Source organism: Faucicola sp. SE7633 (genome assembly GCF_059264685.1).
The window spans coordinates 150,447-175,510 of sequence record NZ_JCADBW010000002.1 but is presented as its reverse complement, the minus strand read 5'-3'; the positions used below and the strand labels follow the sequence as shown (position 1 = coordinate 175,510).

Annotated in this window: 22 protein-coding genes and 1 pseudogene; 4 read left to right on the top strand and 19 right to left on the bottom strand. The window is 49.6% G+C overall.

Features of this window, described 5'->3' with window-relative positions; genetic code table 11:
- Nucleotides 1-496 precede the first annotated feature (496 nt).
- Nucleotides 497-1,567: an N-acetyl-gamma-glutamyl-phosphate reductase gene (argC, locus tag AC5L4R_RS01680; RefSeq protein WP_494472070.1), complete on the bottom strand. Its 1,071-nt coding sequence runs from the start codon at nucleotides 1,565-1,567 to the stop codon at nucleotides 497-499.
- Nucleotides 1,568-1,732: 165 nt separating this feature from the next.
- Between argC and AC5L4R_RS01675 the strand changes: the two genes are divergently transcribed.
- Genes AC5L4R_RS01675 through AC5L4R_RS01665 form a run of 3 tightly spaced genes read left to right on the top strand, consistent with a single transcriptional unit; the run spans nucleotide 1,733 to nucleotide 4,618 of the window.
- Complete coding sequence (locus AC5L4R_RS01675) at nucleotides 1,733-2,536, top strand: glycosyl transferase (RefSeq protein ID WP_494472069.1); 804 nt, start codon at nucleotides 1,733-1,735, stop codon at nucleotides 2,534-2,536.
- A 53-nt stretch (nucleotides 2,537-2,589) separates the two neighbouring features.
- Complete coding sequence (locus tag AC5L4R_RS01670) at nucleotides 2,590-3,480, top strand: glycosyltransferase (protein WP_494472068.1); 891 nt, start codon at nucleotides 2,590-2,592, stop codon at nucleotides 3,478-3,480.
- A 52-nt stretch (nucleotides 3,481-3,532) separates the two neighbouring features.
- On the top strand, nucleotides 3,533-4,618 hold the full coding sequence (locus tag AC5L4R_RS01665; protein ID WP_494472067.1) for a glycosyltransferase: 1,086 nt from the start codon (nucleotides 3,533-3,535) through the stop codon (nucleotides 4,616-4,618).
- Here AC5L4R_RS01665 and AC5L4R_RS01660 read toward each other — a convergent pair.
- The 9 genes from AC5L4R_RS01660 to AC5L4R_RS01620 all read right to left on the bottom strand — a co-directional run bounded on the left by AC5L4R_RS01660 (nucleotide 4,615) and on the right by AC5L4R_RS01620 (nucleotide 14,791).
- Nucleotides 4,615-5,325: a hypothetical protein gene (locus AC5L4R_RS01660; protein WP_494472066.1), complete on the bottom strand. Its 711-nt coding sequence runs from the start codon at nucleotides 5,323-5,325 to the stop codon at nucleotides 4,615-4,617. The genes AC5L4R_RS01665 and AC5L4R_RS01660 overlap by 4 nt on opposite strands.
- Nucleotides 5,322-6,155 (bottom strand): hypothetical protein, encoded by an 834-nt coding sequence (locus AC5L4R_RS01655; RefSeq protein WP_494472065.1) that lies wholly within the window; start codon nucleotides 6,153-6,155, stop codon nucleotides 5,322-5,324. Before AC5L4R_RS01655 ends, AC5L4R_RS01660 begins: the two co-directional genes overlap by 4 nt.
- Before the next feature lie 16 nt (nucleotides 6,156-6,171).
- Entirely contained in the window at nucleotides 6,172-7,047 is an 876-nt protein-coding gene (locus AC5L4R_RS01650; RefSeq protein WP_494472064.1) for a WaaZ-like lipopolysaccharide core biosynthesis protein, read from the bottom strand.
- A 27-nt stretch (nucleotides 7,048-7,074) separates the two neighbouring features.
- On the bottom strand, nucleotides 7,075-7,848 hold the full coding sequence (locus AC5L4R_RS01645; protein WP_494472063.1) for a glycosyltransferase: 774 nt from the start codon (nucleotides 7,846-7,848) through the stop codon (nucleotides 7,075-7,077).
- Nucleotides 7,849-7,868: 20 nt separating this feature from the next.
- Nucleotides 7,869-8,795, bottom strand: coding sequence for a branched-chain amino acid transaminase (locus tag AC5L4R_RS01640; protein WP_494472201.1), 927 nt, complete (start codon nucleotides 8,793-8,795; stop codon nucleotides 7,869-7,871).
- Nucleotides 8,796-9,027: 232 nt separating this feature from the next.
- Nucleotides 9,028-11,889: a bifunctional [glutamate--ammonia ligase]-adenylyl-L-tyrosine phosphorylase/[glutamate--ammonia-ligase] adenylyltransferase gene (glnE, locus tag AC5L4R_RS01635; RefSeq protein ID WP_494472062.1), complete on the bottom strand. Its 2,862-nt coding sequence runs from the start codon at nucleotides 11,887-11,889 to the stop codon at nucleotides 9,028-9,030.
- Between the two features lie 48 nt (nucleotides 11,890-11,937).
- Nucleotides 11,938-13,602, bottom strand: coding sequence for an ABC1 kinase family protein (locus AC5L4R_RS01630; protein WP_494472061.1), 1,665 nt, complete (start codon nucleotides 13,600-13,602; stop codon nucleotides 11,938-11,940).
- Nucleotides 13,603-13,701: 99 nt separating this feature from the next.
- Complete coding sequence (locus AC5L4R_RS01625) at nucleotides 13,702-14,349, bottom strand: hypothetical protein (protein ID WP_494472060.1); 648 nt, start codon at nucleotides 14,347-14,349, stop codon at nucleotides 13,702-13,704.
- A 22-nt stretch (nucleotides 14,350-14,371) separates the two neighbouring features.
- Nucleotides 14,372-14,791 carry a helix-turn-helix domain-containing protein gene (locus AC5L4R_RS01620; protein ID WP_494472059.1) on the bottom strand — a complete coding sequence of 140 codons (420 nt, stop codon included), beginning with the start codon at nucleotides 14,789-14,791 and terminating at the stop codon, nucleotides 14,372-14,374.
- A 146-nt stretch (nucleotides 14,792-14,937) separates the two neighbouring features.
- Here AC5L4R_RS01620 and AC5L4R_RS01615 point away from each other — a divergent pair, with 146 nt between their 5' ends.
- Complete coding sequence (locus tag AC5L4R_RS01615) at nucleotides 14,938-15,480, top strand: hypothetical protein (RefSeq protein WP_494472058.1); 543 nt, start codon at nucleotides 14,938-14,940, stop codon at nucleotides 15,478-15,480.
- Between the two features lie 63 nt (nucleotides 15,481-15,543).
- Here AC5L4R_RS01615 and lldD read toward each other — a convergent pair whose 3' ends face one another.
- The 9 genes and pseudogenes from lldD to AC5L4R_RS01570 form a co-directional block, all read right to left on the bottom strand.
- On the bottom strand, nucleotides 15,544-16,746 hold the full coding sequence (lldD, locus tag AC5L4R_RS01610; RefSeq protein ID WP_494472057.1) for an FMN-dependent L-lactate dehydrogenase LldD: 1,203 nt from the start codon (nucleotides 16,744-16,746) through the stop codon (nucleotides 15,544-15,546).
- 27 nt (nucleotides 16,747-16,773) lie between these two features.
- Nucleotides 16,774-17,532: an FCD domain-containing protein gene (locus AC5L4R_RS01605; protein ID WP_494472200.1), complete on the bottom strand. Its 759-nt coding sequence runs from the start codon at nucleotides 17,530-17,532 to the stop codon at nucleotides 16,774-16,776.
- A 70-nt stretch (nucleotides 17,533-17,602) separates the two neighbouring features.
- Nucleotides 17,603-19,297, bottom strand: a complete 1,695-nt coding sequence (gene lldP, locus AC5L4R_RS01600; protein ID WP_494472056.1) for an L-lactate permease — start codon at nucleotides 19,295-19,297, stop codon at nucleotides 17,603-17,605.
- Nucleotides 19,298-19,656: 359 nt separating this feature from the next.
- Nucleotides 19,657-21,192: an amidophosphoribosyltransferase gene (gene purF / locus AC5L4R_RS01595; RefSeq protein ID WP_494472055.1), complete on the bottom strand. Its 1,536-nt coding sequence runs from the start codon at nucleotides 21,190-21,192 to the stop codon at nucleotides 19,657-19,659.
- A gap of 204 nt (nucleotides 21,193-21,396) precedes the next feature.
- Nucleotides 21,397-21,525 (bottom strand): annotated as a pseudogene (locus AC5L4R_RS01590) (hypothetical protein); the annotation flags it as partial.
- A 74-nt stretch (nucleotides 21,526-21,599) separates the two neighbouring features.
- Nucleotides 21,600-22,607: an RNA-guided endonuclease InsQ/TnpB family protein gene (locus tag AC5L4R_RS01585; protein ID WP_494472054.1), complete on the bottom strand. Its 1,008-nt coding sequence runs from the start codon at nucleotides 22,605-22,607 to the stop codon at nucleotides 21,600-21,602.
- A 167-nt stretch (nucleotides 22,608-22,774) separates the two neighbouring features.
- On the bottom strand, nucleotides 22,775-23,335 hold the full coding sequence (locus AC5L4R_RS01580; RefSeq protein ID WP_494472053.1) for a CvpA family protein: 561 nt from the start codon (nucleotides 23,333-23,335) through the stop codon (nucleotides 22,775-22,777).
- Between the two features lie 59 nt (nucleotides 23,336-23,394).
- On the bottom strand, nucleotides 23,395-24,429 hold the full coding sequence (locus AC5L4R_RS01575) for a quinone-dependent dihydroorotate dehydrogenase (RefSeq protein WP_494472052.1): 1,035 nt from the start codon (nucleotides 24,427-24,429) through the stop codon (nucleotides 23,395-23,397).
- A gap of 178 nt (nucleotides 24,430-24,607) precedes the next feature.
- The gene (locus AC5L4R_RS01570; RefSeq protein WP_494472051.1) at nucleotides 24,608-25,063 is read right to left on the bottom strand and encodes a DUF4870 family protein; all 456 of its coding nucleotides are present in this window, start codon (nucleotides 25,061-25,063) and stop codon (nucleotides 24,608-24,610) included.
- Nucleotide 25,064 lies beyond the last annotated feature (1 nt).

Sequence of the window (25,064 nt, the reverse complement as noted above, 5' to 3'; positions counted from 1 at the left end):
ACCGTTAGGATTGTCTTAGACACGAATTAGCTTAAGTGTGTGTTTGGAAACGTCTTACCAGTTAAGTTACTGCGTACTCGCAATTTAGTCTTAACTTAACTGTGGAATGTAAGACATTGAATATAGTCAGATGAGTATAGCAAAACTTATCGCATTTAACAATTGCCGTAAAACCACCGCCTGAAGTCGCAGGTTTACGGCAACGAATGATAATATTTAACAAATTTTTGTGAGGCAGCGTGGCTGCCTAAGCTGGTTTGTTACCCAAATTACCTTAAATAGCCCCGAATTATCTAAGTTACCTTGTTAAGTTAAGTTAAGTTAAGTTAAGTTACCTTATCTTGACCGCTTAGACAGTAACCGCTTAAAAGCGATGGCTATATCGCAGCGCATGATAAACAATTTTAACGCAAAAAAACAGTGCTATTTGTCGGCGCACCGTGTTTGGCGCATAGCGTTTTTAGCCATGATGGATGGGCGCGGCGTAATATCACGATTATGGCACAACAGGCGCAAGCATAAGCCCGTGTGTCTCGGGGATATCAAACAGCAAATTCATGTTTTGCACCGCCTGCCCTGCCGCGCCTTTGACCAAATTATCTTGTGCCACCAACACCGTCAGCATTGGGCTATTGGGCAAGGTTTGCACGGCAATACGCAAGCGGTTGCTGGCGCGAACGCTGCGCGTATCAGGATAGCTACCTTGCGGCATGACATCGACAAAGGTCTCATCGGCGTAAGCTTGCTCATACAACGCTTGCCAATGCTGCTTGCGCCCAGCATCGGTCAAACGCACATGGATGGTGCTTAGCATACCGCGAATCATCGGCACCAGATGCGGCACAAAGTGGATATCATGCCGCTGGACAGCATTGTTAGACTGGCACAATAAATCATCCACCCCTTGCATGATTTCGGGCAAATGCCGATGCCCCGCCACGCCATAGGCTTTTAGGTTGTCTGCTGTCTCGCTAAATAACAAATCAAGCTTGGCTTGTCTGCCTGCACCCGATACGCCCGATTTGGCATCAATGACAATCCACGGCTCAATCAACGCTTGCCCTTGCTGATTTTGCTCATCAATCAATGGTTTTAAGCCCAAAATCGCTGTGGTTGGATAGCAACCGGGGTTGCCGATGATACGCGCGTTTTTGATTGCTGCCCGATTGACCTCGGGCAAGCCGTACACCGCTTCGCGCAAAAGCGCGGGGCAAGCGTGATCTAGCTGATACCACTGGGTAAAATCATCCAACGATTGCAGGCGAAAATCTGCCGCTAAATCAATAACTTTGGTATTGTGCTCAAGCAAAAATTCAGCATGCTGCATGGCTACCCCATGCGGTGTGGCAAAAAACACCACGTCACAGGCTGCCAACTGCTTGGGGTCTAAGTCACTAAACACCAAATCTGACACACCGCGCAAGCTTGGAAACAGGCTATCAACGCGCTTGCCTGCCTCGCTGCGTGAGGTCAAACAGCGGATGGTCACCTCTGGGTGCTGGCTAAGCAGCCGAATCAGCTCAACGCCCGTGTAGCCTGTGCCGCCAACGATACCCACGTTTATCATTTTTGCCCCGCCCTGATGGTTATTTAAAAATTTTTAACAATGTCCAAAGGTTGGACTATTGGCATTGCACATAAGCTTAACATACATTTACCGCCAAAACCAGACGGTGTATAATGCCAGCAAGCGCGTTACGCATTGAATATTTTTTTAATAAAACGCTTTATTATGCTTAAACAAATCATCTGCATCAAATGGGGCACTAAATACAACGCCAGCTATGTCAATAAACTGTATGGCATGGTTAGCCGCAATATCACGCCACCGTTTCGTTTTGTCTGTTTTACTGACAACACCGACGGCATTCGCCCGGAAGTAGAATGCCAACCACTCCCACCAAGTGATATCCCGATGCCCAAAAACACGCTGGGCAAATGGCCAAAATCACGCCTATGGAACAAAACCCTTGGCGATATCACGGGCACGGTGTTGTTTTTGGATTTAGATGTGGTGATTGTCGGCAATTTGGATGATTTTTTCAGTTATGCCAACCCCGATGATACGGTGTTATCATACAATCCCAGCAATCCCTTAGAACGCCTTGGGCAAACCTCTTGCTTTCGCTTTCAAGTCGGTAGCCTTGCGCCCCTGCTGGAGAAATTTCGCGCCGACCCCCAAGGTGTGGCGGATAAATACCGTTTTGAACAACGCTTTGTCACCAAAAACGCGCCCAACGGGGTTAAACTGTTTCCCAAAGCGTGGGTGGTGCATTTTCGCCGTAAATGCCGCCAGCCGTTTCCGCTCAACTATGTGTTGCCGCCCAAATTGCCGCATGATGCGCGGATTGTGATTTTTCCCGGTGACTTGTATCCCCAAAACGCGATTGATGGCAAATACAACAAACAATCTGCCAGCAACGCCAAAGACCACTTGGCGCGATTATTCACCCCAGAAAAACTCAAGCACCCAATCAAGCATTTGCGTCATTTTATTTTGCCAACCGATTGGGTGGCACAGCACTGGCGCGAATAACCTCACATGTTTCATTGTTAAACAACCATAAAAGTTAAACAACCATAAAAATTATGAAGACAGACCAGCAACCCATTCGCATTTTTGTCGGCTGTGACCCAAACAACAGCGACCTAGAACAAATGATGGTGCTTGACTACAGCATCCACAAGCACACCCAACAGCCTGTGCACATCACATGGATGCAGCTGTCGCATGACCCAAGCAGCGCGTGGTACGCCGATCCAGCAACGGGTAAAGGCTGGCACACGCAAGAATGGGCAACACCGTTTTCGGGGTTTCGTTGGGCGATTCCTGAGTATTGCGGCTTTACAGGGCGTGCAATCTATATGGACGCTGATATGCTGGTGCTCAGCGATATCAACGAGCTATGGCAACACCCGATCACGGGCAGTGCGGTGGTGGCCGCCAAAGGTCACGGTGACTTGACAAGGTTATGTACCTGTGTGTGGGACTGCGCCAAAGCGCGAGCGGTTTTACCGCCGCTTACTGAATTACAAGCGGATCCCGATAGCCATCAACAAATGATGCGCCTGTTTCGCGAGCATCCTGAATGGATCGAAGTGTATCAAGATACCTTTAACTGTGTCGATGGCGAAGACTTGCCCATTGAGGCGATTAAAATTTTGCATTATTCTGATATGGGCACGCAGTTTAGCCACCGTTATTCATTACCACGCTTGCAACAAGAAGGCCAGCGGCATTGGTTTGATGGGCAGATTTTGCCGCACCCTCGGCAAGATTTGGCAGCGCTTTTTGACCAATACTATCATGAGGCATTGGCAGCAGGCTACACGGTGGAAGATTATCGCGTGCCACCCTTTGGTATATTTAGCAAAAAAAGCCAAAAGTCCTACAAGGGCAATGCCATCACCCGACCTGAGGGCAAGCAAACGCCGTCTTGGCTCAAAAGACAACTCGACAAAATTTTACGCCATGGCTAGGCTTGGGGTTTGATTTTAACAATCACCGTGAGACGAATTACCGAGTGTGATTATGCAAATTGTCCTTGTCATCAACTCGCTACAGGGCGGCGGTGCAGAAAAGTTTGTGCTGACGCTTGGCGATGCGTTGGCCGCGCTTGGGCACACGGTTGATGTGGTGTATTTTGAAGCAACCGTTGAACACACGTTAAGCCCAAATTTGCGCTATCATTTGCTACCGTTTGCCAAACTAAGCCGCAGTATCCCAAAGCCCCTACGGTATCGGTTATTTGCCCGTCAAGTCGATGCGCTCATTGGTAAGCTTGCCGCCGATGTTGTGCTGGTTAATTTGTACCGCGCGTATGAGGTGTTTTTGCACTCAACCTTAGCGGCACGGGGGGTTGCGGTCAATGTTGTGCTGCATAACTATTTGTCGATTAAACTAAACTGGTATAAGCTGCCCCCCAAAAAACAACGCTATTACCGCAACGTATTTACCAAGTACCCAACCGTTGCCGTCAGCCACGGCATGGCACAAGATTTTAAACAACTGTTCGCCAGCCAGCAGCCTATCACGGTTATTCACAACCCCACTGACCCAGCTGAGCTTCAACGCCTCGCCGCAGAATTCTTACCAGATTTGGCGCAAGCGTATATCGTCCAGGTTGGCAGTTTTAAGCCACAAAAAAATCACGCCTTGCTATTACAGGCTTACGCCAAATCCAGCCGCCGATATCCGCTGGTTTTGGTCGGTAAAGGTGTACTTGAGGGGCAGATTCGTGCACAAATTGCCAAACTTGGCTTGCAAGATCATGTGATACTGGCAGGCTTTCAGCCCAATCCCTACCCCTTTGTCAAAAACGCTCGCGGTTTTGTTTTGTCGTCGGATTTTGAGGGTATGCCCATTGCTTTGATTGAGGCGGTGGCGTTAGGCGTGCCGACCATTAGCACAGACTGCCCGTCTGGCCCCAATGAGATTTTGCCCACGCACCATCTTGTGCCTGTTGGCGACTGCGACGCGCTGACAGCCAAACTCAATGCCCTTATGGACAGCCCGAGCGATTTTATCGCGACGTTTGATACACAGTTTTTGCCCGAAAACGTCGCCCAGCAGTATGTGGATTTTGCTCAGCACACCGCCAGAGCACAAACGTTTTAATTTAACAACCAGTATGCACCCAATGCCAACCCCATCACCACGCCTGCACCCATGATGCGATTGCGCCGCCGTATCAATGTGCGGCGCAACTTGGTTTGGCTGCGGCTGGCTTGGTACTGCTCGATATAAATATCACCGTCATAGCCATCTTGACGCGTGTCGCGGTCAAAAATCTTGATATAGCCTGCCGACAATGGCGCGACGCTAATTTGGTCAGCCATCTTGTGCATGGCAGCGTCAAGGCTGTCTTGATCGACCTGTGTGCGCTTACCGTCTTGCTGCTCGGCAATCCATTGTGCGACCAACTCATGACTGGCACGCGTGTTGTTAAAAAACATGGTGCTTGCCAAATAGTCATGCGACATATTGGCAAGCCCGCGCGTGTGGTACAGTGCCACATCCGCATCGATTTGGTTAAAATAATCCAAGGGGCGTTTTACAACCGCATCGGCGTCCAAATACAACACCCCGTGTTTGGCAAATTTTGCTAAACAATGCGCAATAAAATACGGCTTAATACGCGTATTGGCCTCCCAAAACCCTGCATCGGCCACTTGGGCAAAGTAATAATTTAAACCAAATTCTTCCAACGATGCCTTAAGACGCATGGCATGCTCGCGATAGTTGGCGGTATAAAAACAGCCCACCACAAACGTATCATCGCTGTTAAACGCCTCGATTTCAGACTCAATCATTAACGGGTTCACGGTTTTTTTTCCTCGTTATGGTTCATAACCAAATCCGTTGGCACGGTGGCATCAGACTGCCACCACATGCTTTTGTCATCGGTGTGCAAGGCTTTGACAAATGCAAACGCGCTATCAATATGCTGCACTGATTCAAACACCTGCAATAAAATCTTACCTGCCAACGGATCAAGCGTTGCCAAGTGCTGATAGCGCGTGCGCATATTTTTCAATGTATCATCGCGCCCAACTCGAAAGTAATCTAGCCCTGTGCCCATCGCCAGCGCATCATGCGCAAGGCTAAACTGGCTAAAATCCAACCGCTTAGGCTCAAAGCCAAGCGCACGCTCAATGGCTAGAAGCTGCGTCTCATAAACTTTTAGGGTATTAACTAAGCTTACCACATTCATCAAAATACTTGCGCGTACAGCGTTGTTGGTCAATTTTGGGCTAAAATCAACAAACGTATCACACGCAGACACCACCCAACGCAGCGACAATTGTTCTAACAAAAAATCCGCTTCAGCCTGCCACAACCGCTCAAATTCGGCAAACGTCTGCGCGCTTTTGTAATCGCGGCGTAGCAATACAACCAACATGGCATGATAAAAGCACAGCTCAGGCTTGCCAATAAACTCAGCCTTAAGCTTGTTAAAATGTTTATTTAAATCACGAATACGCGGTCTGTTTTCATAGACCGTCCAATCAACATCGGTATCGGTGATGATGGTGTGTTTCATTTCAGCAAAACTTTTGTCGGCATAGACCGCCAACAGCTGCTTGGCACCCAAGCGTTTTTCACTGCAAAATAGCAGTACCAACTTACGTTGCCAGCCTGTCAAATGATACATACAACCTCTGAAGCCCCTAAAACAAGCCTTGTGATACGGGCGATTGATTGATCAATGCCACCTGCTGACGGGCATACACGCGTTTTAGCCAGTCAAACGACGGCACAATCCGACTTGCCACCGCCTTATCAAGCATGATGGGCGCGGCATTGTGCGCAGATTCATAAAACCGTGGCTGCTGTGTGTTGAGCAAATCCACACCGTACAGATGAATTGCCGATGGGCGCAAACCAAATGCCAGTTGTGCCGCTGCGTACGCCACCGTACCTGCCTCAACAAAACCTTGGGTGATATCCAGCGACACGCCAATCACGGGATTATGCTGCCAATCCATGACAAAATTTTGTGTCGATAAATCCGCTTGGCGTAGCGCAACTTTTTGCACCGTAAATGTTTGCCGATTTGCTAGCCATGCCAAAAATCTTGGGCGCGTCTGGCGCACAATCGGGCGGTCAATGGCAAAAATCAGGCGCAAATTTGGCCAAAACTTGACGACAAAATCGGGGGCGGCCGCCACCAAGGCTTGCAACACAGGCAAGGTCAGACAAAACAACATGCCTTGGTAGTGCGCAAGGATGACTGCCAAATTATGCCGAATAAACCGCGCATCGGTGACCACATACGCCACAGGCCAGATGAATTGGTATTGCCCCATAAGGCTTAGACTGCCATTGACAAACAACGCAGGCTGCGCCAATACGGCAGCGGTGAAGTTCACCTCCTTGATGGATGGCCCTGAGGCAAACACATTCACGGGCTTGCCTGCTGTTTGGGCGTGCCAGCCTGCCAAATCTTGCAGGCTTAATCGCGCCACCGTCAGCGACTGGTGGTTGGCGGTCAAAGTCACTTGGTCTTGGTTTTGGTCTTGGTCTTGCCCACGCGTGATTACCATGTGTCACTATCCGCTCGTTTGCCGCTGTCAGCGCCAATGCTCAGCAACCCATGGCGCAGGACGCACCACGCGATACCACTTGCCCACGCCACCGCGAATCGCGTCGGGTGGATTGACCTCGCCATGAAAGATGACAATTTTTGCGCCTTTGGGCAGTTTGGGCGGTATCACCAAGTTAAACGGCGGCGGTGCAACGCACTGGTATTTAAAGCTCACACACCAGTCTTTGGGAAAATACTCCAAGTGGTGGTGCGCGCGCAAATAATTGGACAAATACGCCTGCTCATGGCGCACCTGCTGGCGAATGGTGGCAAAATTTTGCTCAAAATTTGCCAATAGATTGGGATAGGTGTTTTGCCCGATTTGAAAGCGGTACACCGAGCTGTTGCCCACCATACGCCACGGTTTTTTCCAATCGCGGATAATCAGCACGCTATCAGGATAGCGCGTGGGATAGGTGAATAGCGCATCGATGTTATCGACGATCACCACATCCAAATCCAAAAACAGCGCTGTGCCTGCTAGGTCATACAGGGTTGGTGCAAACGTGGTGAGTTTGTTCCAACCGCGTTCGGGCAAATTCGGCGGTAAATTGAGCGTCGGTAAGGGATAACAACGCACGGCACTATCAATGCCGTGGCTGTCATCGGTCAAGCAGACCATGGTAAAGTCAAGCGTCAAGTGACGTTTGACCATACGATACAGCCGATTGACATATTCAGCGCCGTATTTAGTGCCCCACTTCATACACACCACATAGCGCGGTGAGCGGTCTTTGGGGGTGTTGGCTGCGTTATTCATCGATCAATTGTGATAAGCTATTATTCATCAACGTACGTCAGCCAGTGCGCGTAGTTGTCGTTGCGGCCATACACGATGTCAAAATACATTGATTGCAGCTGCGTGGTCAGCTCGCCGCGCGCGCCTTTGCCAATCACACGGTCATCGTATTCACGAATCGGGGTGACTTCTGCTGCCGTGCCTGTCATAAAGATTTCATCAGCGATATAAAACTCATCGCGCGTGATGCGGCGTTCATGCACCTTGATGCCCAAATCGTTGGCAAGCGTAATAATGGTACGGCGTGTGATACCGTCAAGCGCGCCACCTGCCAAATCAGGCGTATGCAGCTCACCGTTTTTGACCAAAAATAGGTTTTCGCCTGAGCCTTGGCACACATAACCTTGCGGATCCATCAAGATGGCTTCATCATAGCCATTACGGGTGACTTCATGGTTTGCCAAAATCGACACAGGGTAGTTACTCACCGCTTTGGCTTTACACATGGTCACATTGGGCAGGTGGTGGGTCAGTGAGGAAGTTTTGACGCGGATACCCTTTGCCATGCCCTCTTCACCCAAATACGCGCCCCAATGCCACGCCGCCACCATCGCATGAATGGTGTTGGTTTTGGCAGAGATGCCCATTTTTTCAGAACCCACCCAAATCAATGGGCGTAGGTAGCAGGATTTGAGGTTGTTTTGGCGCACGACAGCTTTATGGGCTTGGTTGAACGTGTCAAAGTCATAGGGCACGTCAAGCTCAAAGATTTTGGCGGAATTAAGCAACCGCTCGGTGTGCGCGTCAAGGCGAAAAATCGCAGTGCGTCCGTCGGCGGTCTCGTACGCGCGCACGCCTTCAAACACGCCCAAACCATAGTGCAGGGTGTGGGTCAGCACGTGCACTTTTGCCTCACGCCAATCGACGATCTCGCCGTCTTTCCAAATCACGCCATCGCGGTCTGCCATACTTGGTACCAGTTGCACGTTTTGCTCCTTGTTACAACTTAAGGTTAAAGGTCGGGTGTTGCCTTAGACAGGTTGCCACCCAAAAATAAAATCTTGTTCAGCCATTAAGGTGGTTAGCACAATTTTGCCATGGCTGAATAATAGCATTTAACAAGATTTTAGCGCTAAGTTAAAGCGAAAAATTTTTACGCTCACGCCAACTTTTTTTATCCACACGTTGTTTGGTAATATTTTAACGCGCGCCGATCCAATCTTGCCACACGCTTTCAACAAATGTGCGTAAATCCTGCCAATCCGACGCGGCAACAATCGGCGGCTGCCCTGCCAACGCCAAACGGTGCATGGCGGCGCGAATGTGTAAATACGCCTCGGTCAAACGCGCACACGTTGCCGCCTCTACCAACCCCGTGCCTGCCAGCGCCTCAAAAATCCGCACATTGTCACTCCACACCGCCAATTCGGCATAAGCATGGGCGTGCGCCAACACGGCAAACTGCGCCATAAACTCGATATCAACCAAGCCCCCAAAATCTTGCTTGAGGTGAAACTGCCCTGCGTTGGCGGCATGGGCTGGGCTGGCTAAATGCTCGTGCATTTTGCGGCGCATGGCGGCAACTTCGGCGCGGACATCGGCAAGCGCGCGTGGCTTGGCAAGCACACACTGGCGAATCTCGGCAAATGTTTGGCACACGTTTAGGTCACCTGCCACAGGGCGCGCGCGCACCAAGGCTTGGTGCTCCCATGCCCATGCTTTTTGGCTTTGATACAGCGCAAATGCGTGGGTTGAAACCACCAGCATACCTGCCTGCCCCGATGGACGCAAGCGCATGTCAATTTCATACGCGCGTCCATCACGGGTTTGGGTAATCAGATAATTCATGATTTTTTGTGTCAAACGCATGGCAAAGCGCATACCGCTAATCGGTTTGTCGCCCGTCGTCAGCGCAGCTTCATCAATGTCATGGATAAAGACCAAATCCAAATCCGAACTATAGCTCAGCTCAAGCCCCCCAAGTTTACCATAACCGATGATGGCAATACCCATCGCCTGCTCGCTGACAGGCGTACCGCGCGCGCTGATTGGGTGGCCGTGTTTTTTGACCAAATCGGCAAATGCCAGTTGTAGCGAGGCTTGTAGCACAACCTCGGCAATATACGTCAGCGAATCTGACACTTTCATCAACGGACGCTCTGCCAAAATATCGCTGGCCGCCACCGCCAAGACTTGGGTATTTTTAAAAAACCGCAAGGCATTGAGCACCCCCTCGTCGTCATCGGGCTCAACGCGCAACAACTGCTGGCGCAAAATATCGGCAAGCTCGGGTTTGTCGGGCAGGTGGCGGTACTGCTCACGCAAAAATGAATCTAACAACACAGGGTGACTGGCAAGCTCGCGCGCAATCCACGGGCTGGCGGCCAACATCGGCATTAGCTTGCCCGTCGCGTTTGGATTTTCTGCCAGCATAATCAGATAAATTGAACGCCGACTAATCGCTTCTAACAAATCCAGCAAACGCGGCAAAGCACGATTGAGTGCGTCATCGTCCAGATTGGGCGATAACAACGCGTGTACCAGCACAGGGTACGCGCTGTTGAGACGGCGGCGCGATTCATCATCCAGCTTTGCCACTTGGCTGCTGTGCCAAAACGCGTCTAGCCGCGCGATGTTGGCAGCGGTCAGACGGGTGCTAAGCGCGGTTTGGTTTTTGGCATGATGGATTTGCGGCATCTCGGCAATCGCGCTGCGGTCGATGACCATACGCTCAAACGGCGCTTTGACCTGCGCACGCACCGCGTCAAGCTCGGTCATCAGTGTGTGCCAATCGGGGTAGTTTAACGCCTGTGCCAAGCGCGCACGGGTCGGCGCATCGGTCGGCAAGCGTTGGGTTTGCTCATCGTGCATGGCTTGGATGGCATGCTCAACACGACGCAAAAACCGATACGCCGCGGCAAGCTCGCTTGCTGTTTTGGCATCCAAATAGTCAAATTCGCCCAGTGCATCCAGCGCGCGCAAACAGTTTTTGACACCAAGCTCTGACACCCTTCCGCCATAAATCAACTGAAACGCCTGCACGATAAACTCAATATCGCGGATTCCACCTGCGCCAAGCTTGATGTTATCGACATCTTGCCGACTGGCGACTTGGTTTTGAATCAGCGACTTCATGCTGCGTAAAGCGGCAAACGCGCTGTAATCAACATAGTAGCGAAACACAAACCGCCGAATCAGCTCGTCAAGTGGCTCGGCAAATACCACAGGCGTGACCAGCCGCGCCTTAAGCCATGCAAAACGCTCCCACGCGCGCCCATGCTGCGCAAAGTATTTTTCTAGCGCAGATAAATGAATGGCAAGCTCGCTGCCCTCTCCCCACGGACGTAGGCGCATATCCACGCGAAACACAATGCCTGCCTCGGTCGGCGTTGCCAACAGGTCAATAATGCCCTGCCCCCAACGCTGCATGAATTTTTTGGTATCAATCGACTTTTGTCGCCGTGATTTTGGCGCCAAATCATGCTCAACCAGCGTTTCGCCTTGCCCTTGATGAACAAATACCAAATCAATATCACTGGATAAATTCAGCTCATGCCCGCCCAATTTTCCCATGGCAATCACCGCCAAATCATCGGCACATGGACGGTTTTTGGCATCGTCAAACTGTGGCGTGCCGTAGCGGCGTTGTAAACCTTGATAAACATGGTGTTTGGCAAATTTTAAACACGCGTCAGCAAATTCAGACAACTCCGCCGTTAAATCCTCCAAGCGAATAAGCCCCAACGCATCTTGCCAAATCCATCGCAACATCAACAAATTACGCAAAGCACGCAGCCCATGCATGACAACGGCTTGCTCGGCATAACGGTCGCCACGGGTTTGGGTAAATTCTGTCAGCAAGTCAGCAAAAACTGCCGCATCCAGCGTCTGCCCAAGCGCAAAACGTGCCAAAAACGCGCGTACGGTGTCAGTTTGGCGTTGCCACAGCCGCCACGCAAACGGGCTTGCCAGCTCAAGCCGCGCCAACTGCTCGGCGGTTGGCGGATTAACTGGTTTACCTGTCAAAGCAAGAGGGGCAAGGTTGGCTACATCGGTGGTCATGGCGGGGCGTATTTTTTTAATCGTTTTTGTAGGTTGAACCGTTTTTTATCAGCTTAGCAGCCGCCACAGCACACACGCCGCCGCCGCGATATACAGTAGCGGTGTCAGCCAACTGCTGATTTGCCAAATACTGTGGTTGGCAACCAGATTTGCCAACACCAACAGCCCAACAAACCCCAACACCGCTAGCCAATCTTGCTGTCGGCTTTTGAGCATATCGGCACGCAACTGCTGAATCTCACGCAGCTGACGGTCTTGCTGGCCGCCAAGCCGCGACAAACCCTGCAAGCTGTTGTCTAGCAGCGCGGGCAAATCATTGACCGCCAGTAGCAACTCGGGCAAGTTTTGGCGCACTTCATTGATCTTTTGCAGGGGGTCAAATTGCTGCTTGACCCATTCGGTCAAAATCGGTTTTGCCAATGACCAAATATCAAGCTCGGGATACAAATCACGTCCCAGCCCCTCAACATGCACCAAGGTTTTTAGCAACAGCATCAGCTGCGGCGGAATATCCAAGTGATACCGCCGCGCGATGTCAAGCACCTGCATCAGCACGCCAGCAAAGTCAATTTCATTGATTGGCTTGGCGATCATCGGTGATACGGTGCGGCGCATGTCACGCATCAGCGCGTGGCGGTCTGTCGTCGGTGGTATCCAACCTGCGCGCGCGATGATATCCACCAGCATGGTAAAATTGCCATTCATCACCGCCAATAGCAGCCGCGCAACCAGCAATTGGTCTTGGCGTGACAGCTCACCGACGATTGAGCAGTCCAATGCGATATAGCGCGGATTAGGATGGGGCGTGCCTGCAGGTAAGGTTTCGACAAACACATTGCCTGGGTGCATATCGGCATGAAAAAAGTTATCACGCAGCACTTGGGTAAAAAAAATCGTCAAGCCTTTTTCTGCCAATGCGGCGCGGTCATAGCCCAGCGCGTCAAATACCTCAGTACGCGATATGGGCACGCCCTCGATGCGCTCCATCACCATGACATTTTTGCCAACCGCATACACCTCGGGCACATACATCAGGCTTGAGCCCAAAAAATTGTTGCGCATTTGCGTGGTGTTGGCCGCCTCAAGCGTCAAATCCAGCTCTGCCAACATGACTTGGCGATAATCCTCAACCAACTCACGCGCATGTACCGCACGCGCCGCCTCGATACGTGCCGTTGCCCAGTTTGCCAGCTCACGCAGCAGCTCAAAATCCGCCACGATTTGCTCACGAATCTGCGGACGCACGACCTTGACAACCACCTCGCGCCCATCATGCAAGCGCGCGGTGTGCACCTGTGCTATCGACCCTGCCGCCAAGGGCTTATCATCAAAACGCGCAAACAACGTCGCCACCGACTGCCCCAGCCCACCATCTGCCAGCGGACACTCGATTTGCGCTTTGGCAAGACTGACATCAAACGGCTTGACCTTGTCCTGTAGCTGTACCAACTGCTCGATAATCTCAGGCGCGACCAAATCGCGGCGCGTGGATAGCAGCTGACCGAGTTTTAAAAACAACGTACCCATGTCCTCAAGCGCAAGTTTTACGCCATTGGGGTTGGGTTTGGCAAACCACGCCACGGGATGCATGGCAATCAGCCGCGCAATCGGCTGCAACTGCGGCGCTTGCGTCACGGGCAGATGGGTATCAAGGCGATAATACGCGGCAATGCGCCACAGCTCAAACAGGCGCTTTCGATATTGCAATAACACAGCAGCGGCTCAACGGTTGGCAAAAAACAGAATGGATAGGCGATTGTAGCACGTTCTAATGGGTAGAGCGATAATTTTGGCGATGCGCAGGTTAGCGGTTTAACGGTTTCGCCGCTCATATCGGGCTTGTTCACGCTCTTTGTCGGCGCGTTGGCGTAATTGCGCTTGCTTGATGTCATCACTGGCATGGATATCATAATCCCCTGCCTGTTCGTTTGGGTTAAAATTCGTCATTGACGCGGCATAAGCAGTGTGGTGTTTATTTTGGCTGGCATGGGCTGAAACATGCTGTGCTGCCAAGCTTTTTAGCTGCTCAAGCAACAAGGTCAATTGACTGGCCAATGACACCCCGATGACAGGCTGCAGTCGATCAACGATATCAGGCTCAAAGCCTGCCAATAAGCGTTTGACCTGTGCCAAAATTTTATAATCACCTTGTATCGGCAAATTGCCTTCAGGCCGCCCCATCAAATATAACAGCTGTGCAATATCACGCGCTGTCACGGTACAATCGGGCGTTGCCACACTGGCTTGTCCGCCTTTAGGCTCAAAAATCGGCGTAACGACGGGCTCAAAGCGGATATGGCCGTCATTAAAAATCGTATCCACCGACACGGGCGGTGACTGCAACACCAATCGCAAGGTCTTGCCCGATAGGGGTGCGATGCCCTGCTGGGTGATTGGGTCAGCTGCCAATGCCAAATTCGCGGCTTTTTCAAACGCCACCAATGCCAATACCGATAGCATGTTTTTTCCTTTTTTTTAGAATTTACGGATTATTGCTTTGTAGTAATTTATTAAGTGTTCTTAAATCATAAATTTGCTGCTGCAATTGATTAATCAACTCATTTTTATGTTCAACTACAAGTTTCAATTTTTCTATCTCATTTACTAAGTCACGTTCTTCGGTATTTGATTGTGACCCTATATTATAGAATACTTGCGCTTGGTTGCGCGCATTACTATCAGAGTTTAATTGATAAAAAACGTTATTTTCGTTTTGAATCAAATCTAAGATTTCCACGTTAAAAATTTCGGCAAATTGTTCAAGACGTTTGAGCGTTAAATGGGTTTTGCCATTTTCTATTTTCGCATATCCTGCCACAGACAAAGATAATTTCTCTGCCATATCCTCTTGTGTCCAATGGTTCATTTCTCTAAGGTTGCGAATTTTTTCGTGAATTTTCATGATTTAATTTATGTAACTACACTAAAAGTTAGGGAGAAAATACTTTTGGTTCGTGGACGGCTACAGCACCAATCTTTATCATTTAAACGATTTTAACATTTTGTAATTTACTGTAACTATACATTAAACTGAACGGAGTAACAGCAGTGAAAAATTCTAGACTTTTAATGGTAACGGCTTCAATTTACCTAACAGCCTGTGCCACTACTATGACACCTGAACAGCATATGACTTTCGCAAAAGACGTATCTTTGCTCGGCATGTGCAGCGAAAAAGGACTATTAGATCCCAAATTAGCGGCACAAGGTATGGCATTTTACCGCGAGCGATATAATCATTATACGGTTGATGATGATTTAATCAATCAATATATGAATTCATACGCACAGTATGCACCACAAATCACTCCACAAATTTGTCAAAGGTATGCCGTATCATTATCAAGTGATATTCTTTACACACAGAAACGACAAGCTGAAATGGCTCAGGCGGTAAAAACATTTAGCGATACTGCTAATAATATCAGTAAACACCAAATTGCTTTAGCCAATCAAATGATGCAAAATAGTCAAATATTATCAACTATACCACAGCCTTTTATTGCGCCCAGTATTTACCCTAATCAAACCATCAGTACCTGTACAAGTTTAGGTAGTGGCATGGCATCTTGTACTACTCGCCAACGCTAAAAAAATTTGACCATAAAAAAACCACCCCTTGTGGATGGCTTTTTTTATTACTCAAGCGGCAAATTATTTGTCTTGCGCAGCTTGTGCAGCGCGACGCTCCATCGCGGCTTTGGCATCGCTGCTTAGTTTGTCATAATCGACAACCGCATCACGGGTGATATCTTTGATGGTGTTATTCCCTGTCAAAGTCATCGCAACGCGCATTTCGCTTTCGATAAGGTTTAGCAAATTGGTTACGCCTTTTTCACCTTGCGCGCCTAAGGCATAGATAAATGCACGACCAATCAGACACATATCTGCGCCCAATGCGATCATACGCACGATATCAAGACCATTACGGATACCCGAATCCACCAAGATTTTGATTTCATCTTTCACAGTATCAGCGATGTATGGCAAGGCTTTGGCAGTAGACATTACGCCATCAAGCTGACGACCACCATGGTTGGACACCAAAATACCATCCGCACCAAAACGTACCGCATCTTTGGCATCTTCTGGGTCAAGAATACCTTTGATTACCATCGGACCATCCCAGAAGTCACGAATCCACTCCAAGTCTTTCCAAGAAATCGATGGATCAAAGTTTTTGCCCAACCAACCGATATAATCTTCTAGAGGGATCGGTTTGCCCAAGTATTTTGACACGTTACCCAAATCATGTGGACGACCCAATAGACCTACGTTAAACGCCCAATGTGGGTGTACCACTGCTTGTGCGTAACGACGCAAGTTGGCATATGGACCGCTCATGCCTGAATGTGCATCACGATAACGTGCACCAGGTACTGGCATATCAACGGTGAAGATTAGGGTTGAACAGCCTGCGGCTTTGGCGCGTTCAAGCACGTTTTTCATAAAGCCACGATCGCGCAATACATACAACTGAAACCACATTGGACGGTGCATGACAGGCGCAACTTCTTCAATCGGGCACACGCTCACGGTTGATAGTGTAAATGGAATGCCTTTTTTATCCGCGGCTTTTGCTGCTTGTACTTCACCACGACGCGCGTACATACCTGTTAGACCCACAGGTGATAGTGCCAATGGCAATGACAATTTTTCACCAAAAATTTCGGTTGATAGGTCAAGCTGTGACATATCGTTAAGTACACGTTGGTGCAACGCAACTTGTGATAGATCTTGTACGTTACGGCTTAGGGTTTGCTCAGCATACGCACCGCCATCAATGTAATGGAACAAAAACGGTGGCAAACGACGACGCGCGGCTTCGCGGTAGTCATTGGCAGAAGAGATAATCATAATGTGCCCTTATTTGATTAAAGAAAATTAAAGCAGGATACCCAGCCGACTAACACGTTGGGTACGTGCTTGCTGTAACTCAATATCGGTGATTTGCTGATTCACAAAACCGATATGCTCACAAATTGCCTCACGGGCGGCTTGCGGCTCGCCATCACTCACATGCGCTAAGATAGCAGAATGCTGCGCGTGTAACTTATCAAATTCGTATGTTTGAGTATAAATTTTGCGTCTGGCGGTGACTACATTGTGTTGCAAACGCTCAAATAAATTATGCATAAGCTCAAGTAGCACCAAATTATGCGACGCCTGCGCGATTGCCAGATGAAATTGCGCATCTGCCAGCGCCGCCTGCTCGGTATTGCCTTGCCGCTGAAAATTCGCTAGGCGATCATACGCTGCACGAATATGCTCGATATCGGCAGGTGTGGCGCGTTGGGCAGCGTACCATGCCGTGCCCGCCTCAAGCACCAACCGCGCCTCATAGACATCAAGCCGATACAATGGGTCGGCATCATCGTCTTTTATAGCAGTAGGCTCTAGAGACGATTGGCTTGCCCGAAACATCGTTACCGCCAACGGCTGACGCACAAATGTGCCCGATCCTGCGCGGCTTTCAAGCACGCCTAGCCCAATGAGCTGCCCAATCGCTTCACGCAATGCGGCGCGTGAGACTTGCAGCTCTTGACAAAGCGCGCGCTCGGCAGGCAAACGCGCCCCTATTGGTAAATTTTGTGCCTCAATCATCAGCAATAAGGCTTCGGCAGTCTGCGCGCTGACTTTCATGCTCACCTCTCGCCCTTTTTTCAAGTCCACTGACTAAAATTTAGCACAATTTTTTGGTAAAGTTTGTTCATTAATGTCCTGCTACGGCAGGTAGCGCAGGGATCATCCACGGGAAGACATACGCTTGCAACGTGATCAGCACGCCCATCATCACCGTAAAAGTCAAACTGTGCTTGACGGTAAAGCGGAATAAATCCGACTCCTTACCAACCAAGCCGACCGCTGCACAGGCAATGGCAATCGACTGCGGTGAGATCATCTTACCTGTTACCCCACCTGAGGTATTCGCCGCTACCAACAATACCTCTGGTACGTTGATTTGTTGTGCCGTTGTGGCTTGCAAGGCGGAGAACAACGCATTGGCAGAGGTGTCTGAACCTGTCAAAAACACGCCCAACCAACCAAGCATCGGCGAGAAGAACGTAAATGCCTTGCCCGTATGCGCCAGTGCCAGCGCCAATGTTGCTGACAATCCTGAATAGTTGGCAATAAAGGCAAACGCCAATACCATGCCGATAGAATAAATCGGAATACGCAGCTCGTACAACGTTTCACCAAATGTGTTCAGTGCCTCTTTGGGGCGCATTTTCAAAAATACGATGCAAATCAGCGCAGCTAGCATGATCGCTGTACCAACTGCCGAGAACCAGTCAAACTTATAAATGGCCGCGTAGTCTGCCACATCTGGCACGATGGGCGGCATTTTTTGTACCATATTGTGCAAAAACGGCACTTTGATTGACACCACCATGTCAGACAGCGCACCGTCTGGCATACCGTCTTTGCCTTTGGCAAACAAATCTTTAAACGGCTTAATACTCCAAATTGACACCATCGCGGTCAAAATCGCAAACGGCATCCACGCCTTGATGATCTCGCCAGTGGTATGCTTAACAGCAGGCTGCGTGCTTAATTCTGCATGCTCGGCTTCATCAAAGCGGAAAATATGCTTAGGTTGCCAGACCTTGAACAACAACGTTAAGCTGATCAGTGCCGCAATCGCTGCGGTGATATCAGGCAACTCTGGTCCCATGTAGTTGGCAGTCAAAAATTGCGCCAATGCAAATGCCCCACCACCAACCACAATCGCAGGGAATGTTTCTTTCACACCGCGCCAGCCGTCCATGATCGCCATAATCCAGATCAACACAATTGGCACAAAAAACGGCAACTGTCGCCCAACCATCTGACTAATTGCATGTGTGTCGATATTTGACACCTGACCTGCAACGATAATCGGAATCCCCATTGCCCCGAACGCCACGGGCGCAGTATTGACAATCAAGCACAAACCTGCTGCATACAGTGGACGAAAGCCCAAACCCACCAGCAACGCGGCGGTAATCGCCACAGGCGCGCCAAAGCCTGCTGCCCCTTCCAAAAACGTACCAAACGCAAACCCAACCAACAGCATCTGTAAGCGTTGGTCTTCGGTCAAAGACAAAATACTGGCACGAATAATATCAAACTGCCCAGTTTTGACCGTAATTTTGTATAAAAACAGCGTACCAATGATAATCCACGCAATCGGCCACAACCCGTACATAAAGCCGTACGCCCCTGCTGCCAATGCCATAGCAAGCGGCATCTGGTAAGCAAACAGCGCGACCAACAACGCCAAAATCACCGTAATCGTGCCTGCGATATTGCCCTTTAGGCGCAGCACCGCCAGCGCGATAAAGAAAAACACAATCGGAATTAACGCGACCGCACTCGACAGCCAAATATTGCCAAATGGGTCATACACTTGTTGCCATTGTTGCATGTGTTCCTCCCTGAACCTCACTTTACCACACAAAAAAGGTTAAACATCTGCACTACTCGTACCCTAAGCCAAATGACAGCTTAAAAAATTGATCAGACCAATCATTACAAAAAAGTTACTTTATGCCACTAAACGCGCCCATCTTAGTGTTTTTGCGACAATAAGGCAATGAAAATTTGTTGAACGTTGAGTTTTTTGTAGGTTTTATACCGATGTGGTTAAATTAAATCGTGTCCTGTTTAATATTGGTCAGACCAAATACAACTGGTTGGTAAAAAAAATAGCCGCCCAATCGGACGACTATTTTTTAAACCGCTGATACGGTTAAATGGCGTATCAAAGCGCTTATCAAGCTGTCATTAGCCTTCGGTATGCACGCCCATCATATCGACGGGGGTATCGGCAATGACCTGCACGCCTGCGGATTTTTGTTTGGCTTGTTCGCTGCGTTTACGCTGCAACAGCTCCAAATACGCCTCATCGATATTGCCTGCGACGTATTCGCCATTGAAAACTGAGCAATCAAACTGCTTGACTGGGCTGTGCTTGTCTTGTACGGCCTCAATCAAATCATCCAAGTCTTGATAAATCAAGCGATCCGCGCCAATCATCTGACAAACTTCTTCAACACTATGACCCGAGGCAATCAGCTCGCTACGGGCAGGCATATCAATGCCATACACATTTGGGTAACGTACAGGCGGCGCTGCACTGGCAAAAAACACCTGTTTTGCGCCTGCGTCGCGCGCCATTTGGATGATTTCATGACACGTTGTGCCGCGTACAATCGAGTCATCGACCAGCAACACATTTTTGTTTTTAAACTCCAGCGGTACGGCGCTGAGCTTTTGGCGTACCGATTTTTTGCGCTGCTTTTGCCCTGGCATGATAAACGTGCGCCCGATATAGCGATTTTTCATAAAGCCTTCGCGGTATTTAACGCCCAGATGCTGCGCCAGCTCCATCGCTGAGGTGCGCGAGGTATCAGGGATTGGAATCACCACGTCAATACCGTGAGCATCGCCCCATTCGCGCTTGATTTTTTGCGCCAATTTTTCGCCCATACGCATACGGGCTTTATAGACTGAAATATTGTCCATGATTGAATCGGGACGCGCAAAGTACACGTATTCAAAAATACACGGCGCAAAGACTTTGGGCTCAACACATTGACGGCTAAACAGCTGTCCGCCTTCTGTGATAAAAATCGCCTCACCTGGATTGATATCACGCACCACGCTAAACCCTGCAGCGGTCAAGGCAACTGACTCCGAGGCGACCATGTACTCAGTGCCGCCATCGTCTGCCAAACGCTCACCATAAATCAACGGGCGGATGCCGTTGGGGTCACGAAACGCTAAAATCCCATAACCTGTGATCATTGCCACAACCGCATACGCGCCTTCAATGCGCCCGTACACAGCGGTGGTGGCATCAAAGATATCCTCAGGCGTTGGGTGCTGCTTGCCCAGTTTTTGCATTTCATGTGCCAACACATTAAGCAGCACCTCAGAATCTGAGTTGGTATTGATGTGGCGCATGTCCTCATCGTACAACTCAGCAGCAATCTCAAGCGCATTGGTCAAATTACCGTTGTGCGCAAGCGTAATGCCATAGGGCGAATTGACATAAAACGGCTGCGCCTCAGCACTGCTTGAAGTGCCTGCGGTGGGATAGCGCACATGCCCAATGCCCAAATCACCCACCAAACGCATCATGTGGCGTGTCAAAAACACGTCACGCACCATGCCATTTTCTTTACGCAAAAACAGTCGCCCGTCCTTGCACGTTACGATGCCTGCCGCGTCTTGCCCGCGGTGCTGCAACATCGTCAGCGCATCATACAATAACTGATTGACTGGACTGTGTGCCACAATTCCGACCACACCGCACATACCGCCCCCTTCTTTTTTAGCCCATCTTTTTGATAGTAAAAGATGATTGAAACAAAACCGCTGCATAACAACTAACGGCGCGCCCAAGACCTTGGTCCTGTCTTATTAGCCCATACGCCAATTTGACAGCACTGCTTAGCGTAAGCACTTTACTAAGGCAAAACACCGATATTTCAAGGTTATTTGCCCATCGATGATAATTTGCTAAATTAAAGCGTTTAACATCAAACCGTTGGTTGACTTCCTCCCCTCCCTATCGTTCGGGGATTCCTGCTCCCAGACGGTTAGACCTGCCGCAAGAATGTTCCGACTGGCATTGATATCTCTATCATGCCGTGTGCCACACTTTGCACAAGTCTACTGCGAGCATAGCTCTTGTCTTGCGAACGGGCAAAGCAGTGCTTTGCTTATCCGTTCTCATCTTTTATTCGCAAACCTGCTCTACCTTTCGGACTACTGGACATATCGCCGCAGCACGAGCAAGTTTGGGTAGTGTATCGTTCATTTACGATTTCAAAACGGCAACCTGCGTGCTCGCATTTGTAGGTCAGTTGACGTTTTATTTCAAACCAACCTGCATCGTAAACCGACTTGGCTAGTTTGCCTTTTTTACTGTTAAATTGGGTAGTTTTAACGTCACCCACCACGATTAGGGCATTGTCTTTGACTAATCGGGTGGTGAATTTATGTATCAGGTCTTGGCGTGTGTTTTTAATTTTGGCGTGGATTGCCTTGACACGCTGTTTGTTTTTGGCACGTTGGGCGGTGGCTAGTTTTTTTGCCCATGCTTGTGTTTGTTTGATGGTGAGTTTGTCACCGTTTGAGGTGGTGGCACTGTCTTTTAAGCCTAAATCAATGCCGACGCTACCCGTTGCACAAGTGGTTTTAGGGTAGTCTTTGACGGTGATACAGGCATACCATCGGTTACGGCTGTCTTGTACCAGTTCACAGGTGTTAATTTGGTATAGGCTTAGGTTGTAGCTGTCCCATAGATCAATAATTAGCTTTTGCCCGTGAGCTAAACTAAGCTGTAGGGTTGATTTTAATCCTTTTTTGCCTGTTTGGTGGGTAGCGATGTGTTTAATGGCGGATTGTTTAAACGGTAACCAACCTAAGCTTTTACGCTTAGAGTTTGGGTTGTTGGTTCGCCAATTTAGTTTTGCTTTTTTAAATTGGCGACGCGATTTGGCGTGGGTTTCGTTGATGGCTTGGATGGTTTGGCTGTGTAGGTTTAGGTGTTCGCCGCTGCCTTTGGTGTATTCGTTTAAATCATAAGCGGATAGGAATTTGCCTGTGCGTTTGAGGTATTGCAGGCTCAAGTCATTGACGTAGTTCCACACAAAATTGACCGAACCACTTAGGCGGTTAAGTTGGTCTGTGTGTTTATCTCGTATGCGTAGCTTGAGTGTTTTCATGGGGTTATTTTAACAAGATTTGTAGTAAAGCACACGTAGTCAAATACACACGCTAAAAAAAATTCGTGTGTAATTTTAGTTCTCGTGTTGCCTTATATCCACCGCCTAAAGGCGCAGGTTTACGGCAACGGAGGATAAAATCGACGATGTATTCAGCTGATTGAGCGTTATTTGCTGGGCTTAGCCGCTGTGTTTTGCCCATCCACGGCTTGTTGTAACGCACCCGTGCCACGCCGTCCGCCGTCGTGTACCTGCTGCGTCAGTTGCCGACTGAGCGCCATACCAAACGGTGCCCATGGCAACAGCACCTGCACGCTACGCGAATCTTGCCATATCTTGGCATCCGCCGTCAGCGGCACAAGCGTGCTAAGCCCAACCAACACCACCAGCAAGTTACGCGCCGCGCCAAAGCCTGCGCCTGCCAGCCTGTCCAAAAATCCCAACCGCAAGCCCTGCAACGTGCGCCGCAGCACCCACAACACGACATGTAGCGTCAGCACCACCGCCACCGCAAGCACCGCAAAACTTGCCACCCGTGCCAACCAGTCGGTTTCAATCCCCAACCAACCTGCCACCCACGGCGCAAGCGGACGCGCCAGCACGGTCGCCGTCATCAGCGCCACCAGCCAGCCAAACATGCCAACCAACGCGCGCAACAAGCCTGCGCGATAGCCCTGCCACAAGCCGAGCAGCACAAAACCACCAATCAACGCATCAATCGCTGTCATGGTGGGGTCGTGGGCTTGATAACTGACAATATGTTGGCATGACGCATCGCAGCCAAGGCTTAGGCAGGTTTTTGGCTAAGATAATAGCCATCGATGGCTTCCACACAATCTTGCACCAGTGCCGGCCCTTCATAAATCAAGCCGCTATATAGCTGCACCAGCTCCGCGCCTGCCTCAATTTTATTGACTGCGCGTTGCCCTGAGTCAATCCCCCCAACCCCAATCAATGCCACCGACTTGGGCAAGCGTTCGGCAAATTGTGCCAAAATTTGTGTACTGCGATGGCTCAAGGGTCTGCCTGACAACCCACCTGCTTGCTTAGCGGTTGGGTCGTCCTCTACCCCTTGGCGGCTTAGCGTGGTGTTGGTCGCAATAAGCCCATCAATCTCAAAACGCGCCACCTCTTGTGCGATAAAATCTACCTGCGCATCGTCCAGATCGGGGGCTACCTTGAGCACCAACGGCACATAATGCCCGTGCTGACTGGCAATTTGGCTGTGGCGATTTTTGATACCATCCAGTAAACGGCTGAGCGCGTCGCCTTGCTGCAAATCGCGCAAGTTTTTGGTATTCGGTGACGAGATATTAACGGTAATATAAGAAGCGTACGGATAGACGCGCTCTAAACAAAATACATAATCATCCAGCGCATTTGCCACGGGGGTGACGGCATTTTTGCCGATATTGATACCAAGCACACCTTGGTATTTGCTGCGCTTAACCTGCGCAATCAAATAATCCACACCCTGATTATTAAAGCCCATGCGGTTGATGATGGCGCGCGCCTCTTTGATACGAAACAATCGCGGCTTGTCATTGCCTGCTTGTGGCTTGGGCGTGACCGTGCCGATTTCAATAAAGCCAAAACCCAGCGCCGCCAGCGCGTCGATGTATTCGCCATTTTTATCGAGCCCTGCTGCCAGCCCAACAGGGTTGCTAAATGTCAGCCCCATGCATTCGGTGGTAAGCTGCTGCTTGGCATACACAAAGCCCAACATACCCATTTTTTGCGCACGCTCAAGCATGGCAAGTGTCATCTCATGGGCGCGTTCGGGGTCAGTATGGAGCAAAAACGGGCGCAATAACGGATACATAGCAATCGCTTTTTGTTGATAAAACGCTAACATTCAACCGCTCATCTGAGGCAGTAGTCGCCATCAATGAACAACCACTCACACCAGATACGGCTAACGGGTGTGCATATTGTAACAGATTTGTCATTTAAGTTCACGAACAAGCGGCAAAAACCCGCCATCGTTTGCCCGTTTTGGTTTATGGCACGGCTTTACGCTGCGCCAAGGCAATCCAACCACGGATAATGCGGTATAAATGCCATAAAATAGTAAAGCTTGTCACCGCCAGACCCAACGTACCGATTAAACTACCGCCCCAGCCCACGCTGCTATTGCCACCGCCCATGCTAAAACCCAAAATCGCTGAGCCATAGCCTATGGCTATCATCATCACGCCAATCACAAAAAACACAATGCTGTACCAAAACGTTTTGATTTGCCAGTCAAAATGGCTATACAACCATGTACCGCGCACTTCATCGCGTTTGATATAGTTCATCACAATCGGGATAATCCACGTTAAGCCTGCGGTAAAATAGCTAAACAGATATAGCGCATAGCTGATGTGGTTATACGGTATCAAGCTCTCGACACGCTCGGCAACCGCGTGGGTTGGCGCATTGCCTGTGGGTAGATTATTGTAGGAATTTTGCATG

Excerpts from the sequence above, each read along its gene's own strand:
- AC5L4R_RS01620 (WP_494472059.1), bottom strand. The coding sequence starts at position 14,791 with ATGAAAATTCACGAAAAAATTCGCAACCTTAGAGAAATGAACCATTGG.
- AC5L4R_RS01655 (WP_494472065.1), bottom strand. The coding sequence starts at position 6,155 with ATGTATCATTTGACAGGCTGGCAACGTAAGTTGGTACTGCTATTTTGC.
- AC5L4R_RS01640 (WP_494472201.1), bottom strand. The coding sequence starts at position 8,795 with ATGGCAGACCGCGATGGCGTGATTTGGAAAGACGGCGAGATCGTCGAT.
- lldD (WP_494472057.1), bottom strand. The coding sequence starts at position 16,746 with ATGATTATCTCTTCTGCCAATGACTACCGCGAAGCCGCGCGTCGTCGT.
- AC5L4R_RS01670 (WP_494472068.1), top strand. The coding sequence starts at position 2,590 with ATGAAGACAGACCAGCAACCCATTCGCATTTTTGTCGGCTGTGACCCA.
- AC5L4R_RS01570 (WP_494472051.1), bottom strand. The coding sequence starts at position 25,063 with ATGCAAAATTCCTACAATAATCTACCCACAGGCAATGCGCCAACCCAC.
- AC5L4R_RS01585 (WP_494472054.1), bottom strand. The coding sequence starts at position 22,607 with ATGAAAACACTCAAGCTACGCATACGAGATAAACACACAGACCAACTT.
- lldP (WP_494472056.1), bottom strand. The coding sequence starts at position 19,297 with ATGCAACAATGGCAACAAGTGTATGACCCATTTGGCAATATTTGGCTG.
- AC5L4R_RS01605 (WP_494472200.1), bottom strand. The coding sequence starts at position 17,532 with ATGAAAGTCAGCGCGCAGACTGCCGAAGCCTTATTGCTGATGATTGAG.
- AC5L4R_RS01665 (WP_494472067.1), top strand. The coding sequence starts at position 3,533 with ATGCAAATTGTCCTTGTCATCAACTCGCTACAGGGCGGCGGTGCAGAA.
- AC5L4R_RS01650 (WP_494472064.1), bottom strand. The coding sequence starts at position 7,047 with ATGGTAATCACGCGTGGGCAAGACCAAGACCAAAACCAAGACCAAGTG.
- AC5L4R_RS01625 (WP_494472060.1), bottom strand. The coding sequence starts at position 14,349 with ATGCTATCGGTATTGGCATTGGTGGCGTTTGAAAAAGCCGCGAATTTG.
- purF (WP_494472055.1), bottom strand. The coding sequence starts at position 21,192 with ATGTGCGGTGTGGTCGGAATTGTGGCACACAGTCCAGTCAATCAGTTA.
- AC5L4R_RS01575 (WP_494472052.1), bottom strand. The coding sequence starts at position 24,429 with ATGTATCCGTTATTGCGCCCGTTTTTGCTCCATACTGACCCCGAACGC.
- argC (WP_494472070.1), bottom strand. The coding sequence starts at position 1,567 with ATGATAAACGTGGGTATCGTTGGCGGCACAGGCTACACGGGCGTTGAG.
- AC5L4R_RS01580 (WP_494472053.1), bottom strand. The coding sequence starts at position 23,335 with ATGACAGCGATTGATGCGTTGATTGGTGGTTTTGTGCTGCTCGGCTTG.
- AC5L4R_RS01675 (WP_494472069.1), top strand. The coding sequence starts at position 1,733 with ATGCTTAAACAAATCATCTGCATCAAATGGGGCACTAAATACAACGCC.
- glnE (WP_494472062.1), bottom strand. The coding sequence starts at position 11,889 with ATGACCACCGATGTAGCCAACCTTGCCCCTCTTGCTTTGACAGGTAAA.
- AC5L4R_RS01645 (WP_494472063.1), bottom strand. The coding sequence starts at position 7,848 with ATGAATAACGCAGCCAACACCCCCAAAGACCGCTCACCGCGCTATGTG.